This is a genomic window from uncultured Endozoicomonas sp. (assembly GCF_947495845.1).
GTDB lineage: Bacteria > Pseudomonadota > Gammaproteobacteria > Pseudomonadales > Endozoicomonadaceae > Endozoicomonas.
Genome location: NZ_CANMAO010000006.1, coordinates 43,957 through 61,101 on the forward strand (window position 1 = coordinate 43,957; position 17,145 = coordinate 61,101).

Annotated in this window: 8 protein-coding genes and 1 tRNA gene; 7 read left to right on the plus strand and 2 right to left on the minus strand. The window is 46.6% G+C overall.

Annotated elements, in window-relative coordinates:
* The first annotated feature begins 73 nt into the window (after positions 1 to 73).
* From Q1B11_RS06545 to Q1B11_RS20430, 5 genes are all read left to right on the plus strand, one after another.
* On the plus strand, positions 74 to 1,882 hold the full coding sequence (locus Q1B11_RS06545; protein WP_299729453.1) for a M3 family oligoendopeptidase: 1,809 nt from the start codon (positions 74 to 76) through the stop codon (positions 1,880 to 1,882).
* A 44-nt stretch (positions 1,883 to 1,926) separates the two neighbouring features.
* The gene (locus Q1B11_RS06550) at positions 1,927 to 3,990 is read left to right on the plus strand and encodes a M13 family metallopeptidase (protein ID WP_299729456.1); all 2,064 of its coding nucleotides are present in this window, start codon (positions 1,927 to 1,929) and stop codon (positions 3,988 to 3,990) included.
* Positions 3,991 to 4,174: 184 nt separating this feature from the next.
* Positions 4,175 to 7,243, plus strand: a complete 3,069-nt coding sequence (locus tag Q1B11_RS06555; protein ID WP_299729459.1) for an efflux RND transporter permease subunit — start codon at positions 4,175 to 4,177, stop codon at positions 7,241 to 7,243.
* Complete coding sequence (locus Q1B11_RS06560) at positions 7,240 to 8,301, plus strand: efflux RND transporter periplasmic adaptor subunit (RefSeq protein WP_299729462.1); 1,062 nt, start codon at positions 7,240 to 7,242, stop codon at positions 8,299 to 8,301. Before Q1B11_RS06555 ends, Q1B11_RS06560 begins: the two co-directional genes overlap by 4 nt.
* A gap of 56 nt (positions 8,302 to 8,357) precedes the next feature.
* Positions 8,358 to 8,447: a hypothetical protein gene (locus Q1B11_RS20430; protein WP_366139437.1), complete on the plus strand. Its 90-nt coding sequence runs from the start codon at positions 8,358 to 8,360 to the stop codon at positions 8,445 to 8,447.
* Between the two features lie 17 nt (positions 8,448 to 8,464).
* Here the strand turns inward: Q1B11_RS20430 and Q1B11_RS06565 are convergent, their stop codons facing one another.
* The gene (locus Q1B11_RS06565; protein WP_299729465.1) at positions 8,465 to 11,128 is read right to left on the minus strand and encodes an RAP domain-containing protein; all 2,664 of its coding nucleotides are present in this window, start codon (positions 11,126 to 11,128) and stop codon (positions 8,465 to 8,467) included.
* A gap of 904 nt (positions 11,129 to 12,032) precedes the next feature.
* On the opposite strand from Q1B11_RS06565, the gene Q1B11_RS06570 reads away from it, so the two are divergent.
* On the plus strand, positions 12,033 to 15,014 hold the full coding sequence (locus Q1B11_RS06570; protein WP_299729468.1) for a hypothetical protein: 2,982 nt from the start codon (positions 12,033 to 12,035) through the stop codon (positions 15,012 to 15,014).
* A 220-nt stretch (positions 15,015 to 15,234) separates the two neighbouring features.
* On the opposite strand, the gene Q1B11_RS06575 is transcribed toward Q1B11_RS06570, so the two are convergent.
* A complete protein-coding gene (locus Q1B11_RS06575; protein WP_299729471.1) occupies positions 15,235 to 16,623 on the minus strand; it encodes a hypothetical protein in 1,389 nt (462 codons plus the stop codon).
* Positions 16,624 to 16,978: 355 nt separating this feature from the next.
* On the opposite strand from Q1B11_RS06575, the gene Q1B11_RS06580 reads away from it, so the two are divergent.
* Positions 16,979 to 17,054 (plus strand) — tRNA-Phe (locus tag Q1B11_RS06580).
* The last annotated feature ends 91 nt before the right edge of the window (positions 17,055 to 17,145 follow it).

The following is a 17,145-nucleotide window of genomic DNA, read 5'->3' on the forward strand; positions in this document are numbered from 1 at the left end:
GTACCAGGGAATTGTTGTCAGGGAATCGTTGTCAGGGAAGGCAGCTACAGAAAAATACAGAGAAAAAATAACAATGAAATTATCAGTAAAATCCGATGAGTCCATTCCTGTCTGGGACAACGCCGGTATTTATTCCGGACTAGACGACGCTCAAATTGAGCAGGATATTGACACTATCGACGCCCAGATTACAGAGCTTTCAGAGGTTGTGAAAAGCCTTAAGACCAATTCTTCTGTTAGCCAGATTAGTACGGCGTTATGCATTTACAGTCAGGCTTATATTTTAGAGATGACGGTTTATGTGTATGCGGAGTCCGCTACCAGCGTGAATACCCGTGATGAAGTGGGTGCAAAGCTATCGGTAAGGATGACTGAGTACGAATCAACGCTGGAGCAACTATTTCAGCAGATAAAGTCGGTTGTCCTCAAGTTATCAGAGCCTGAAAAACAACAGTTGTTTGCAGAACCTGAGTCGACTCAGTTTGCTTTCCTGTTTGAGCAGGAAGCAAAGAAAAGTGATTTTGACCTTAGCGTAAAAGAAGAAGTCACTTTGGCCGCGATGTCTTCGGACGGTTTACATGGTTGGGGGCGTTTATACAGTGAATTGTCAGGCAACATCCGTTGTGTTGTTGATGGAAAAGAACTTGGGCTGGCTTCGGCTTTTAATCTCACTTGTGATCACGATGCAGAAAAACGATTGAAGGGCTGGCAGGCCATTCAGGATGCCTGGCGCACAAGAGAGGAAACAGCGGCGGCTATTTTGAATGCGATTAATGGCTGGCGTTTTCAGGAGCGGAAACTGCGCTCTGAGACGAAGCCACTCCATTATCTGGATGTTACCTGCTTTGATCAGCGCATTGAACGGCAGACGCTGGATACTTTAATGTCTGCTACACGGCAGCGTCGATCTTTAGGGCACAGGGCGCTAGTGGGAATGGCAAAAGGCCTTGGCCTTGAAAAGCTGGGGCCGCAGGATATTCTGGCGCCTTGCCCCATTGAATCTGATGCTGACAGTTACTATGGCTTTGCCGATGCATTAAATCTGGTTGCAAAAGCCTTTGACGGGTTTGATCCGGACATGGGTGATTTCGCCCGTATGATGTACGACAAAGGATGGATTGATGCCAAAGCATCGGATAACCGTGAAACCGGAGGCTACTGCACGTCTTTTGCAAGTGTTCGTGAGCCGAGAATTTTTATTACCTGGGATGGTTCTATAAAGGATGTCATAACTCTGGCTCATGAGCTTGGGCACGCATGGCATGAGTGGATACTTCGAGACATACCTTATTTTGAATGTGAGTATCCTCATACGCTGGCAGAAACAGCCAGTATTTTTGCAGAAACTATTGTCAGAGATGAATTGTTTAAACAGGCTCAATCGGATCGGGAAAAACTGCAAATTGCCTGGGAAGATGCTGAAAGTGCTGCTTCATTTCTGGTGAATATTCCTGCGCGTTTCGAGTTTGAAAAACGATTAACAGAAGCCCGGCGGGAAGGTTATGTGCCAGCGTCTGAGTTGTCGCAAATGATGACGGACAGCTGGGAAGTCTGGTATGGCGAGAGTTTGTCTGGTTATGACTCCATGTTCTGGGCCAGTAAAGGTCACTTCTCTATTTCAGAGTTGGCGTTTTATAACTACCCCTATCTGTTTGGTTATTTGTTCAGCTTGGGTGTGTATGCGCAGAAAGACAAACAGGGCAGTAATTTCAGGCGTCAGTATTTAGATATTCTAAAAGACACAGGACGTATGACTTCGGAAGCATTGATACAGAAACACTTGGGTAAAGATATAAGAAACCCGGAGTTCTGGCATGAAAGTCTGGATATAGTCGATAGGCTGATATCTCGATTTGAGTCATTGCTTGGAAATAGTGCCTGATGAATACACAGGCATTAAGGATAAAGGCATTTAGGAGTAAGCCTATGAAGTTTACGATGCTAGCGGCAACCATTGCTGGTTCAGTGTTTATGGCTGGCTGTGCTGTCAGCTCTAATGATGCGATGACCAAGAGCAGTAATGACATTACCCGTGTCGCTGAGGTCTCGGGCATTGAGTATGAGAACATGGACTCGACGGTCCGCCCGCAGGATGATTTTTACCGTTATGTGAATGGTCAGTGGCTGGATACCACCGAGATTCCGAAAGATAAATCCCGTTATGGGTCATTCAGTAAACTGTATGAGGCGTCACAAGAGGCTCTGCGTACAGTGCTGGAATCGGCGGAAGAAAATAGGCGTACAACGACCGATAACGATGCCCGAAAACTTGGTGATTTTTACGCCAGCTATATGGATGAAGCACGCATTAATGAGTTAGGCATCGCGCCTTTGAATGATGAGTTGTCACGGATTGCAGATATAGAAGCGCATGAAGAGCTGCCAGGCGTTCTGGCAGAATTGGGCGCAAAAGGCATTACTACTCCATTAGGCTGGTACGTTAATAACGATGCACGACAGTCAGAGATTAATGCGCTCTATGTGTATCAGTCCGGTTTGGGTTTACCTGATCGGGATTATTATCTGAAAGGGGATGAACGATCTGAAAAGATCCGTAGTCAGTATCTGGATTACATTACAGCACTGTTCACTCTGGCTGGGCAGGCTGATCCTGAAAAATCAGCCAGTAAGATATTAGCGTTGGAAACCAGAATCGCAGGCGTTCAATGGAGTCAGGTTGAACGGCGTGACCCGATTAAAGCCTACAATAAAATGACGGTAGCGGATGCGAATCAATTGGTCGGTGATTTTAATTTTTCAGACTACTTGCAAGGTTTTGGCGTTGATGTTGATCAGGTGATTGTTCGCCAGCCAAGCTATCTGGAGAAGTTGTCAGTTATTATTGGCGACACCGATCTATCCACTTGGAAGGTTTATCTCGTCTTTCATACACTGAATGATTACGCATCGTCTCTGAGTGAGTCTTATGCGAATGCCCGATTTGATTTTTATGGCAGAACGCTAAGAGGAATTGAAGAGCCTTCACCACGTTGGAAGCGCGGTGTAAATGCGGCTGATGACGTATTAGGTGAATTATTAGGCAAGGAGTATGTAAAAACCTACTTCCCACCGCAAGCCAAAGCCAGAATGTCGACGTTGGTGGACAACGTTATTGATGGTTTTGAGGCTTCGATTGATGACTTACCCTGGATGAGCGAGCCAACCAAGTTTGCCGCTAAAGTCAAACTGAGTAAGTTTACACCGAAGATTGGTTATCCCGATCAATGGCGCGATTACTCGACTTTGGAGATAAAACCGGATGACCTAGTTGGCAACTTTATGCGATCAAGCCAATGGCAGTATGAAAAAATGGCAGCCAAAGCCGGCAAGCCGGTGGATCGCAGTGAGTGGTTTATGACACCACAGACAGTGAACGCCTATTACAACCCGGTCAATAACGAAATTGTATTTCCTGCAGCCATTCTTCAACCACCCTTTTTCAATCTGGCAGCGGATGATGCGGTCAATTATGGCGCCATTGGGGCTGTTATTGGCCACGAACTGGGGCATGGGTTTGATGATCAGGGCGCTAAGTATGATGGTGATGGCAATTTGAGAAACTGGTGGGGTGATGAAGACCTTGAGCAGTTTAAAGCTCGTGGAGCCAAGCTGGTGGATCAATACAATGCCTTCAAACCTTTTGACGATATGAGCATTAATGGACAGCTGACGCTGGGTGAAAATATTGGCGATTTAGGCGGTTTGAGTGTTGCCTATAAAGCTTATCAATTGTCACTGAGCGGTAAAGAATCTCCGGAAATCGATGGTTTTACCGGTGAACAGCGCTTCTTTATGGGCTGGTCGCAGATCTGGCGAATCAAGACTCGTGAGCAGGCACTTCGACAGCAATTGGTCGTTGATCCGCATTCACCGGGTGAGTATCGAGCCAAAGCCGTATTGTCCAACCTTGATGAATTTTATGAAGCATTTGAGGTGGAAGAAGGTGATGGAATGTATCGCAAGCCAGAAGATCGGGTCAGGGTCTGGTGATACATTAAGGATGTGTTCTGAAAGGATGTGTTCTGAAATAACTTCCATATTTCAATTATCGTTATCCGTAAGTCGGTAACCCAATGGGTTGCCGGCAGTCAGCCCGGAGTATGGGAGCGAGATGGAAAGTAACTGTCACGTACAATATATCTTTCGATATTTATAAAAAAGAACAGCAAATGATATGAATTTAACCCGTTTTTCTATTCAGAACCCAACAGTCATTGCAATTGCTGTTGCACTGACCTTTGTGTTTGGGTTTCTCAGTATACGACAGTTGCCTATTCAGCTGTTTCCAGATATCGAACGGCCCAGCTTGTCTGTTGAAGTGTTCTGGCGGGCTGCGGCCCCGGAAGAGATGGAATCGGAAATTACTGATCCTCTTGAGCAGGCCCTGAAAGGCCTTCCCGGGCTGAAGGTTATGGAAAGCAATTCAGGGAATGGCCGGGTAGAAGTCGAGATGGTATTTGCCCTCAGCACAGATATGCAAAAGACCTTGCTGGAGGTGATTAATCGACTGAATCGAGTGTCCGGCTTACCGGAGAATATTCGTGGGCCTTTTGTAAATAATCGAGGCAGTAACGATAGTCTGACCTGGTTCTTTCTCCAGCAATTACCTGGTAATGATCGTTCAATTCAAAGCTATCAGGGTCTGATTGATTCCCGTGTGAAACCGGCTCTGGAAAGTATACCCGGTGTTGCCGGTGTTGCAGTCAGAGGAGAAGGTGAACAGCAGCTTGATGTGATTTTTGATCCATGGCGGGTAGCTGAATTGGGCGTCACCATTCCGGAATTGGCATCCCGTGTGGCAACTGGATTTGATATTTCCGGAGGCACTCTGAATATTGGGCGTCGGGAGTATAAGCTGCGCTTGGCAGGTAAGTATGAAATTGACCAATTGGGTGAAATGGTCGTTGCCTGGCGCGAAGGGAAGCCGGTTTACCTTCGTGATCTGGCGGAGATATCCCTCTCCCGCGGTAAAGAACGGACGTTAAGAATTCAAAATGGTAACCCCGCTATTGGTATGCAAGTGTTCAAAGAATCCGGTGCTAATGCGCTGGAGGCTTTGCTGGCCATTAAGTCTGAAGTAAAGAAACTAAATCAGGATGTGTTAGAAGCGGAAGGTGTCAAGATGGTTCAGTCTTTTGATGCCTCTGTTTTTATCCAGCGAGCTTTGGATATGGTGAGCACCAATTTACTGTTTGGTATTTTGCTGGCTATTGCGGTGCTGTGGTGTTTTCTACGACGATGGCGTGCAACGCTGATGATTGCCATGTCGATTCCTGTTTGTTTGATGATCACACTCGGCATTCTGTACATAACTGGTCGTACACTGAACGTCATCTCTCTGGCCGGCCTGGCATTCTCGGTTGGTATGGTGCTTGATGCGGCAATTGTTATGCTGGAAAGTATTGTCCGGCAGCGGGAGCGTAACAATGCTTCCCCTGTTCAAGCCGTTGAGCAGGCGTCATCAAAAGTATGGGGTGCATTGTTGGCATCAACCCTGACAACCATCGCTATCTTTTTGCCAGTGATGCTGCTGAACGATGTGGAAGGTCAGTTATTTTCAGATCTGGCTCTGACCATTGCGGTTTCTGTGGCTGTGTCATTGGTGATCGCCATGACCGTACTGCCAACGGCAGCTGCGCGCTGGCTACCAAAGCAAGAATTTAAAGATCACTACCAGCCCACCTGGCAGCGAATCAGTGAAAGGATAATCAGGCTCACATCAACTAACCGGCGTCGTGTTGTGTTGATTGTCGTGCTGATGGGAATTCCAATCATAATGACTCGGGTCGCTATGCCAAGAATGGACTATTTGCCCGAGGTAAAACGGGATGCAGTGGACGTATGGTTCAACTTCTCTCCGGGTACCAGTGTCGCATCGGTAAAAGAGGAAGTGGTGCCATTATTAATTAATCGTCTCAAACCCTATATGGACGGAACAACTGAGCCAGCATTAAAGAATTATTATTTTATTCTCTGGCCCGGTGGCGCCACCATGGGAGTTCGGGCTAAAGACCAGTCTCAGGTCAGCGCTCTGGAGCAATTGGTTCGGCAAGATATTGTAAGCAATATACCCGATACGAGAGCCTTTGCCAGACAGGGAAACTTGTTTGGTAACTACGGTAATGGTAATGGCGTTAACCTGGATTTACAGGCCGATAATCTTCCGGCGCTGTATGAGGTAGCAAGGCGCGCAATGGGGCTTATTGAAAAAGAGATGCCTGGTAGTGATGTTCGACCGTTTCCTGGTTTGGATTTCACCGCTCCTGAGCTCAGGCTTTTGCCAAATGATCGTCGTTTATCTGAAGTTGGATGGTATCGAAGTAATCTGTCGTCAGTGGTGCAAAGCCTGGGGGAGGGTATTCATCTAGGTGAATACTTTGATGGGCAGGAAAGCCTGGACATCATTATGCGGGGTAGTGATATCCGGTCTCCTCAGATGTTGGAAATGACGCCGCTGATGACACCCTCCGGATTTGTAATTCCTCTGGGGGAAGTTTTGTCGGTTGAGTCGCGGTTAGGGCCTGAAAGTATTCGTCGGGTGGATCAGCGCAGATCGCTGACATTGTCTATTTCACCGGCTGAAAACATGACGCTGGAAGAGACACTTAAGGCGGTGGAGGAAAAAATTCTGCCCGTGGTGACTGAATGGATGCCGGCTGGTGGGCAGATTAAGATTTCCGGTAATGCGGATAGCCTTAATCAGGCCATTGATAATCTGCTGGAGATTTTCCTTTTCGCCTTGTTGATTCTGCTGATTTTATTGTGGGGGCTGTTCAGGTCATTGCGAGATACGTTGCTGGTTATTCTGACATTGCCATTGGCGACAGTGGGTGGGTTGCTGGCTATTCACCTGTTAAATAGCGTCTCTTCCCAACCCATGGATTTATTGACCATGGTTGGCTTTATTATCTTGCTTGGGTTAGTTGTCAACAATGCCATTTTGTTGGTTCATCAGGCCCGGAGTGGTGAAGCAGAAGGACTATCGAGAGCAGAAGCTGTACAGCAGGCACTGGTTACCCGGATGCGCCCTATTTTTATGACCACCCTCACCAGTATTTTTGGCATGTTGCCACTGTTGCTGACGCCGGCTACGGGAAGTGAAATTTACCGGGGTCTGGCGGCCGTGATTATTGGCGGTATGATTATCAGCACCTTGTTTACCTTGATTCTGCTACCTGCCCTGTTACGTATGGGAGAAACGAATGTGACCAAGGGAGTGGCTCTGCCAGAGGCTCGAGTATGAAAATAAGAAAATTGAGTTTGTTTGTATCATTATTGGTGATGATTTCTCCGGTTGGTCTCGCTTCAATGGCCGTATCTACCGCATTGGTTGAAAATCATGTATCCGCACCCGTGAACTGGCTCAATGGCACTGTGATCAGTAAAGAAAGTGCGCAGATCAGTTCAGAAGTTCGTGGTCGTATAATATGGGTGGCTGATTTTGGTGCTCAGATTAATAAGGGAGGTCTGCTGGCGAAAATTGATGGCACAGAGCTGAAGCTGGAAGCTGAGCATAAAATGCTCCAGAAAGATCAGGCATTACAAAAATTTAGCTACTTATCCAGAGAAGCCGAGCGGTTGCAGGCATTACATAAAAAGAAAAGTATCTCGCGTAACAAGCTGGATGCTGCTCAGCATGATGCCAGAATGGCTGAGCTGGACTGGCAGTTGGCCAAAGTTAATTTTGATAAGGCGAATGATCAGCTGGAGCGATCTGAGGTACGTGCTCCATTTTCTGGTGTGGTCAATGAGCGAATGGCTGCTCTTGGGGAATATGTAACTGTGGGCGATAAGTTGGTTGAGTTGGTTAACACCGAGCAGGTCGAAGTGCAGGTTCAGATTCCTATCGGCTTGAGCCATTACCTTACCTCACAAGAAACACTGCAAATTCTTAATGGCGAAAACTCTTACCAGTCTCAATTGATTAACCAGGGAGCAAGTGCTGATTCCAGATCGCGCTTGATACAGGTGCGATTGAATCCGGGTTCTGTTCAGTGGGCACCGGGCACTCCAGTAAAAGTAGCTATACCTTTGAGTGAACCCGTGGAAGCTCTGAGGGTTCCCAGAGATGCCATTGTGATAAGTAAAGAGGGGCAGAAGATATACAAGGTGTTGAGGGAAAATGATGAACATCGTGCTTTTGCCATCACTGTCGATGTTTTGTTCGATAATGAACAGTATGCTTATGTGAGCGGGAAGATTCATGCTGGGGATCACGTGGTCGTGAGAGGGAATCATGGTTTAAAGACGAAAGATGTCGTGATTCCCGTTGAGCATATGGCTGAAACTGATGCGGGATAGTTTTGAATGACTGCATCGTAAGCGCCAAATAAACCCGCGTCCTTCCCAAAGTCTACCTGTATCGTGATCCCATTGATTTTCGAAAGTCATTTCGTGGGCTCGCGCTGCTGGCCGAACAGGAATTTGGACATAACCCCTATCGATGATGGTGACTTATTTCCCTTCACCATTCTCTTCTCTTCTTGGATCTCCTATTTCGTGTGACTGTATTATATCCTCCCTGATTTACATCGGCAGTCACGTTTGACTCATTCTCCCACTCCTCCCCGCTTTTCAGTGGTACGGATTGCTTAATAACACTGTCTATTCGATTAATTGCTCCGCCTATTGATTCCACGCTGTTAAGCTGGTTCGTCGGGATTTCAATGACCCTAAAGCCTAATTTTTGAAGCAGGGCGATTTTTAGCAGCGTCGAGCCATTCCTGATTTTGAAATCATTGCCCACATAATGAACAGGCCCCTGTATTTCAATAACAACAGGGTAATCTGTCAGTAGCAGATCAACCGGAGGTAATGAATTCAGACTCTTTTCTTCTGTAATGTTTAAACCCTGCATTTTGATCCGAAGTTGCCTGAGGAATTCGGATTGAGGTTCTGAAGTAGTGGTCTTGTAATGGGGGGTAACCGGACACTCTTCGTTCAACCAACTTGCGGCCATTGCAAGGGTGGGTTGATTATCTACACTAACTGGAGAGTTAGTTTTCAAGCGTGTAAACAGGTTCCTTATGCACTCTGTAAACAGATTATCATCCGTCGCATTATAACTTAGGGGAGGGGCATTCAGTTTTTTCCTATCGTCATCCCCGCCTGCGTGGGAATGACGGGTGGCTGGTAAATTCTTTATTGCTTCTCCCCTTAGAGCCAACCTGGCGCAATATGCCATTACTGCCCAGAGAGACATGAACGCCCCTTGTTGAGAGGGTTTAGAGTTTTCACTGATGCGGACAAGAGATTCGAACAGAGGTTCAACTACGCTCAGCTCAATAGCCTCACCCAGTTTCGCCATGGCCCACAGCAGGTTGGCGATAGCTTGGGAATTAAATTGGTCTTTCTGCATGTTCACCTGTGGCAACAGCGAGGCCACAGCGGCTGTTAGATCTTTCGTCTGCTCCAGCCCGTTGTCCGCTAGTTTCGCCATGGCCCACAGCAGGTTGGCGATGGCTTGGGCATTAAATTGGTCTTTCTTTACGTTCACTCGAGGCAGCAGCGCGGGTACGGCGGCTTTGAGCTCTGCTGTCCGCTCGAGCCCGTTGTCCACCAGTTTCGCCATGGCCCACAGTAGGTTGGCGATGGCTTGGGCATCAAATTGGTCTTTCTGCATGTTCACCTGGGGTAATAGCGCGGCCATGGCGGCTTTAAGCTCTGCTGTCCGCTCCAGCCCGTTGTCCACCAGTTTCGCCATGGCCCCCAGCAGGTTGGTGATAGCTTGGGCATTAAATTGGTCTTTCTTTGCGTTCACTCGAGGCAGCAGAGCGGCCACGGCGGCTTTGAGCTCTGCTGGCTGATTCAGCCCGTTGTCCACCAGTTTCGCCATGGCCCACAGTAGGTTGGCGATAGCTTGGGCATTAAATTGGTCTTTCTTTACGTTCACTCGAGGCAGCAGCGCGGGCACGGCGGCTTTGAGCTCTGCTGTCCGCTCGAGCCCGTTGTCCATCAGTTTCGCCATGGCCCCCATCAGGTTGGCGATAGCTTGGGCATTAAATTGGTCTTTCTCTCTGTTCACCAGTGGCAACAGCGCGGCCACGGCGGCTTTGAGCTCTGCTGTCCGCTCCAGCCCGTTATCCATCAGTTTCGCCATGGCCCACAGCAGGTTGTTGATTTCCTGTGGATTAAAGCTCGCTTTCTTTGCGTTCACGCGAGGCAGCAGCGCGGCCACGGTGGCTTTGAGCTCTGCTGTCAGCTCGAGCCCGTTGTCCACCAGTTTCGCCATGGCCCACAGCAGGTTGGTGATAGCTTGGGCATTAAATTGGTCTTTCTTTACGTTCACTCGAGGCAGCAGCGCGGCCACGGCGGCTTTGAGCTCTGCTGTCCGCTCGAGCCCGTTGTCCACCAGTTTCGCCATGGCCCACAGCAGGTTGGTGATAGCTTGGGTATTAAATTGGTCTTTCTCTCTGTTCACCTGGGGTAATAGCGCGGCCACGGCGGCTTTGAGCTCTGCTGTCCACTCCAGCCCGTTATCCATCAGTTTCGCCATGGCCCACAGCAGGTTGGTGATACCTTGGGCATCTGTATAAGCAGGCTTTTGGTCGCACTTTAGTTTTATTTCATCAAGCAAAGTTGACAATAAATTAGATTGAGAATCCTTAACCTTCTTATCCATTTTTTCATGAGGTGTAAAAACACCCGCTGAAGTGAATGAATGAAGTGTTGTCGTTAAGCTACGCCATTCCCAATTCGTTGCTGGCTTAAATACTTCCAGTAAAGGTGCCAGCTTGCTTATCTGGTCTAGATTTAAAGGACTTTGAGCAGTCGATGTGTATTGTTTAATTGTTTGGGCACATTGACTATGCTTTTTCCCATCATATTTAGTTCCGTACTTACTCGATACCGACACCAAAGAGTCAATTGTCGTTTGGGTGATGAGCTCATTAAAATTTTGAATTCTGCGTGTTCCCCGCATTGATAAATTGGGAGCGCTGGAAGGGTTATTAAATCTTTGTATTTTGGGGGTAAATTTTGCTGCTTTTTGTACCCTACGGACCGAGCTACTTTTATGCGGCAGCCCCTTTGAAGAATTGGCACGTTCATTCGGGTTTTTGTCATTATTATCTGTGTCTGTTCTAACTGTGCCTGTTCTAAAGTTGGTAGCGCTGCCAATGTTATTCATGTTTAGTAATTCCATAAAAATAAAAATTAGATCATGGTTCTTCCTATAGGTTCATTTTGTTGAAATGGTTATAAACGCCAATGGCACTGACTTAAGGTTATTTCTCATTCTAGGAGTGGGGAAGTTCCGCTGGTCTACTCAATTTTCTACCATCCTCGCTACGGGCGCTATTCTCGGTCAGCCTCCTAGCAGACCTGAGGCCTGTCGCTGTCAATCTGTTGAATAGCACGAAGTCCCTTAAAGCAGGTTTGAAAAGAGAGCAAAAGAAAGCTGCGATGAAAAGAAAGCTGCGATGAGTACACACTATCTTTTTGAAGCCTTGGCAAGGCAGGGGCTTTCATGATCTTGTCGGGTGGGTCAGCATGCGATTGCGATATAGGGGCATCTTTGCCCCTCGCCCAAAAAACCATAAATGGAGTGAACTTAATAATTATTTTGAGGTCAAACGGCGGTATTTTATAGTTTAACTGAACAGGGTTCTATTCTGGAATTTACAACAACCTACCCCTATCCAAGACATCATGTCACGGATGGCCAGCAGAGCAGATCAAGAAATCAATTAAACGAAAGACGTGGCGTCTCAACTTGTGAACCCTGTAAAAGTACAGCTACCCAAGTTAATGTCAAATATTTAGAGGATGTCTTTTGGAAACAGCAACCATCACCATTACATAAGCGTAAAGTCACAGCATCTGATGTGATGACGGCATATTTAAAGGACTCAAACTCCCTACGAAGAGGCTTCTTTCTACAAAAGCTCTGCTTAAAGGACATTCTCTTTGACAATGGACATATCAGTCCCGATCAGGTCATTCAAGAATTCAATCGAGCTCCAGATCAAAAAAATAAGTGTCAGTTAGCGGTAGCTCACTTCAAGGATCGATGTTGCTTGAGGGGGCTGCCGTTGAAGGGCCAGCAGGTCACACCGGATGAGGTGGTTAAGGATTTTCGGGCAGTCAAAGCAACACTGGATCTAGCGCGTTTCAAAGCGGAATGCTGCCTGAAGGGCCTGTTTTTGACACCGGATGGTAAGCTGAAACCCGAGCAGGTCACACCGGATGCGGTGGTTAAGGATTACCCAGGTAGTCCAGAAGGCAAACTTGGGATAGCGCGCTTCAAACAGGAATGTTGCCTGAGAGGTCTGCCGTTAAATGGCCAGCAGGTCACACCGGATGCGGTAGTTAACGGTTTTCCGGATAATCCAGAAGGCAAGTTGGGGATAGCGCGCTTCAAACAGGAATGTTGCCTGAGAGGTCTGCCGTTAAATGGCCAGCAGGTCACACCGGATGCGGTAGTTAACGGTTTTCCGGATAATCCAGAAGGCAAGTTGGGGATAGCGCGCTTCAAAGAGGAATGTTGCCTGAGGGACCTGCCGTTGAATGGCCAGCAGGTCACACCGGCTGTGGTGGTTAAGGATTATCAGGCAGTCAAAGCAACACTGGAGCTAGCACGCTTCAAAGCGGAATGTTGCCTGAAGGGCCTGCTTTTGTCACCGGATGGTAAGCAGAAACCCGAGCAGGTCACACCGGATGCGGTGGTTAAGGATTACCCAGGTAGTCCAGAAGGCAAACTTGGGATAGCGCGCTTCAAGCAGGAATGTTGCCTGAGGGATCTGCCGTTAAATGGCCAGCAGGTCACACCGGATGCGGTAGTTAACGGTTTTCCGGATAATCCAGAAGGCAAACTTGGGATAGCGCGCTTCAAACAGGAATGTTGCCTGAGGGATCTGCCGTTAAATGGCCAGCAGGTCACACCGGATGCGGTAGTTAACGGTTTTCCGGATAATCCAGAAGGCAAACTTGGGATAGTGCGCTTCAAACAGGAATGTTGCCTGAGGGGTCTGCCGTTAAATGGCCGGCAGGTTACACCGGATGCGGTAGTTAACGGTTTTCCGGATAATCCAGAAGGCAAACTTGGGATAGTGCGCTTCAAACAGGAATGTTGCCTGAGGGGTCTGCCGTTAAATGGCCGGCAGGTTACACCGGATGCTGTGGTTAAGGGTTATGAATGCAATGGTTGGCTCCTCGAAAGAGCTATTTTTTATTCTCAGCTGGCACTGAATGCAAGAGAACTGAATGACTGTCATCTGGATAATGAAACAGTATTAAAAGCGTTTGATGAAGTTCCCGGAGATCATTCTTCGAGGCAAGTCGAGTATCTGATGCAAAGGTTGAAAAAAACACAGTTATACGATGAAACCAACGAAGCTCAGGGTACACTTCAACAGGCTTGGCAAATCTTAAACAACGTATCAGTCAAAAACGATGAGCAACATCGACTTCAATGTATTTTAAAATTCATGGCTGTGCAGTATGAGCTGCCACTTGATCATCAGAGGGTGTCAGCAGAACAGGTATTGCAAACCATCAAAACACTCAGGAGCTCATTTCAAAATTCACGCTTAGAGTTCTTCTTCCTGGCACATTGTTTTAAGACGAGGCTGTCTATTGGGGGACAAAAAATCCATGAGAGTCAGGTTCTAAACTGCCTTCAGAGTTTCCCTGAAGGAAGCAAGTTGCGCCATGCTTTACGCTGCTGGTTTGAACGATTCAGCTCCGAAGACTATCTCATGGAGCAGTTACTGTATAAGCGAGATACTTCGATTACAAAGCGGGACAGTGATAGCCGGCACGGGCACGCAGCTTCTGCCAGTCAAGGTGATGCTTCAATGGCAGTGAATAGAGAGCACTTTGTATTACCTAAACCAGGCTCAGATAACACGAATGCTAGCTTTTTACCCAGTGATGGAGAAAATAGTTATTCAGCCAAACGTGTAAATAGCGCCACACCGGATCATCGAGATTTTCTCGACGTAATCCCCGTTATAGAAAGGTCTGGTGGAAGAAAAAAATCGGTAGAAGTATCCGTTGCTAATTTTAACAAAGGAGGCCTATTCCCTTGCCGAGTTCCGGGATACCGGGGAGGAACAAAAATAGCGGAGAATACGTTCGTTACTCAGACAGTCAGTGCCAGTGCTACTCAAACTCTTAAGCAATTGTTAAATGTAGGCGGAGCGAGTTTACCAGACAATCAGGTTGCGCGGTTAAATGTGCTAACGCTGAAAGCGCTGGAGATTATTCAAGAAGTCAATAGTTTTTTTACCGAACCTCCCATTCTTATTACCGGGTCATTTTCTCGATTTTTGCAGAACCGCTGCTCATCATTTAAAGATATTGACATTATCTGCATGACGGAAGAGTCTGCCAGGATACTTTTTGAAAAGCTGCAAATACTTAACGCCGAGAAGTGGTCAGAAGTTCCCCGAAGCATTGTCATCTGGCCAATTCCCGGATGTTCTGAGATCAGACTACCAAGAGCCTACAATATTGCTTTGAATGAGGGTGATTTGGGTACGCAAGCAATGGGGCTTCAGGTCAGTGTTGAGGCCAGAGTAACTTACTGGAATAGAAAACCATTGTTAGTTCATGTTCCTGGCGTTGAGAGGCCTGTGTGCTGTTTGTCGTTTGCTGAAGAGATCAAATCACTAAACGACACACTGAAACACCTGGGTGATCAACTGGTTCCGCTAACAGAGCAATTGCAAAAAGGGGATGTATTTGACATACCTCGAACCATTCTTTTTAACCTCCCCAAAACAATCAATGAGCAAATTTATGGCTTGCTTATGCGCTCCCTGCTTAGCCTGAATAAAGGCAAACAGTTTATTTCTCTGTACTCTGAAGAAAAGTATAACCAGCTTCCAGAACAACAAGACCTTCATACACTTACTAAGAATCTTCAAATGAAATTGAAAAACCATGATCACCTTAATGGTTTTTTGGCAAGCGTTAACTACTGGCTATCAAAAGCACCGTGTGTGAGTGATTACGAGATCAATAAGAAGACATTTATCAAAGGCATTATTGCAAATATGTACCCTGAATAAGATCGGACAGAGCCAGCTTAAGTACCCGGCCATTTGGAATCGAATATTTCTGGCTTGTTGATCAAGTTCTCTGCAAGGCGCAACGCCGGGAGCATAGCGAGCTATGTGACCAGAGTTGCAACGCAGTCAGAGAGCCTGATCAATGAGTCAGAAAATATGATTTCATATGGTTGGGTACTTAGTAATACCAATTACTATTTTTAAATTATGGGCTACGTAGCTATTTTGACCTACTGGATTTGCGTTGAAGTTCCTCTCCATAGCTACCACCCACCCACAGCCCGAGTTGCTTCAAATACTGTTCCCACTCAGTTAATAGCGCTGTCTTTTCTTCCCAGTACTCATTTTTGTCATAGTGCTTGCTTTGCACACCGCTAAAAACGTGATGCTGGATTCGCTTCACATCATCAGGATCGTAATTGTTGATGACTTTTTTGAAATGCTTTTTCATCAGAGTGGTGCAGGTACTGCGAAGACCGTCATACTTGACTGATGTCTTCGCCCACGCACTGTATAGCCTGAACTGTTTTGGGATATAGCTTTCTGAGAATGGATAAATCTTGCCTACGCCACCGCTCAATTCTCGAAGCCGTTTGAGGCACTCAATAGCGGTATCTGACAGGTAGACAAGGTATTCTCTCGGCTTACCGCTGTTACCTTTATAGTCGATGATTTCTATGGAACGCTCTTCAAAATCGACCCTGTCCCAGTCCACATCGATCAGTTGTCGTTTACGGTGCCCACCGAGCAGTATGTTCAGCGTGATCAGGTAAAACGTGCTGGTTTCCATGCAAAATCGTGTCGAGTCATCTTTATCAAGGGTGACGGATTGATAGAATTGAGTCAGTTTCTTTTCCGTGAGGTGATTGTTTTTTGATTGTTCAAAAGAGGGGTCTGTTGCGACATCCTGTGCCGGGTTATAGCGAATTCGGGAAAAATCGACATCAGGAAACCCTTTCTCTCTTAGCGCTCCAAGCGTCGCCTGCCGTTTTTTGGCGAAGTTATACGCCGTTGTCAGGTACGTTTTTACCCGGTTGGAGGATCGACCAATGTCTCGCTTTACCATATGGCTGACAATTTTCTCGATACAATCTTCTGTCACTTCGTGAGCCAAAGTATCAAGAATAGGTTCAAACTTTTTGACGGCAAGTACGTTTTTGGTTAGCTCGCGCTTTACGTTGTCTTTATCCTTTTTGCCGGACTGTGTCTGGTAATAAATATAGAAATGGACGACATCTTTGAAAGTTGCCAGCCTCTTTTCCGGTGTGTGTGACAGATTAACCGCAAGTGGGTCTATGCCTTGTTTGATCTGCTTCCGATAAAGTGCTGTATCTTCGGTTGCTTTTGAGAACGGATAAGTCTCAGGGTCAAATTTCCCCAGACTGATCTTGCGGACTTTTTTGTGCTCGTTAGTGTACCGATAGATAAAGGTGCCGACGACGGCATCATTGCTGTTAATCTTCATACGAAAAACAATGGAGCCCTCGCCCTGGGGGAAAGAGTGAATCGCGAGAGAAGTGTCGTTTTCTCCACCATTTTTATGCTGCTTCAGAAAGTCTTTGCACAGCTTTGTCAGTGTATTTGTGTTAACCTTTTTTGGTCTCTGCATAGTGTCGTTTAACTGCCTGTCCTGTTGCTGTTTTAATGACTAGCTTTTATGACAATCAAGCACTCTGAATTCCATATCCGAGTAATACCGTCTGATCATACGACAACGATTTATTGATCGTTCGGTTAATTAATAATCTAGTTGGATTTCCTGGAATGAGCAACAATTCTGGGGTCATTTCTGGGGTCAGTTTTGCTTTTTTGGGGACAGTTTTGGGACAGTTTCCCATTGCGATGTAAAAATAGAGCATGAAAGCTGTTGACAGATTATGAAAATATTAAATATAATTAATTCAATAACTTGCTGGCGATTTCTGGCTCTATTTGAAAGCAAAAGCAAGGATATGACAGATTATGCCTGGGTAGCTCAGTTGGTAGAGCAGCGGATTGAAAATCCGCGTGTCGGTGGTTCGATTCCGCCCCTAGGCACCATATGATGAAGGCCTCGAAGCGTTAAGTTTCGAGGCCTTTTTTCGTTATCAGTATACGACGAATTTATTGTGCTTATGAGTTTTATCTAAAA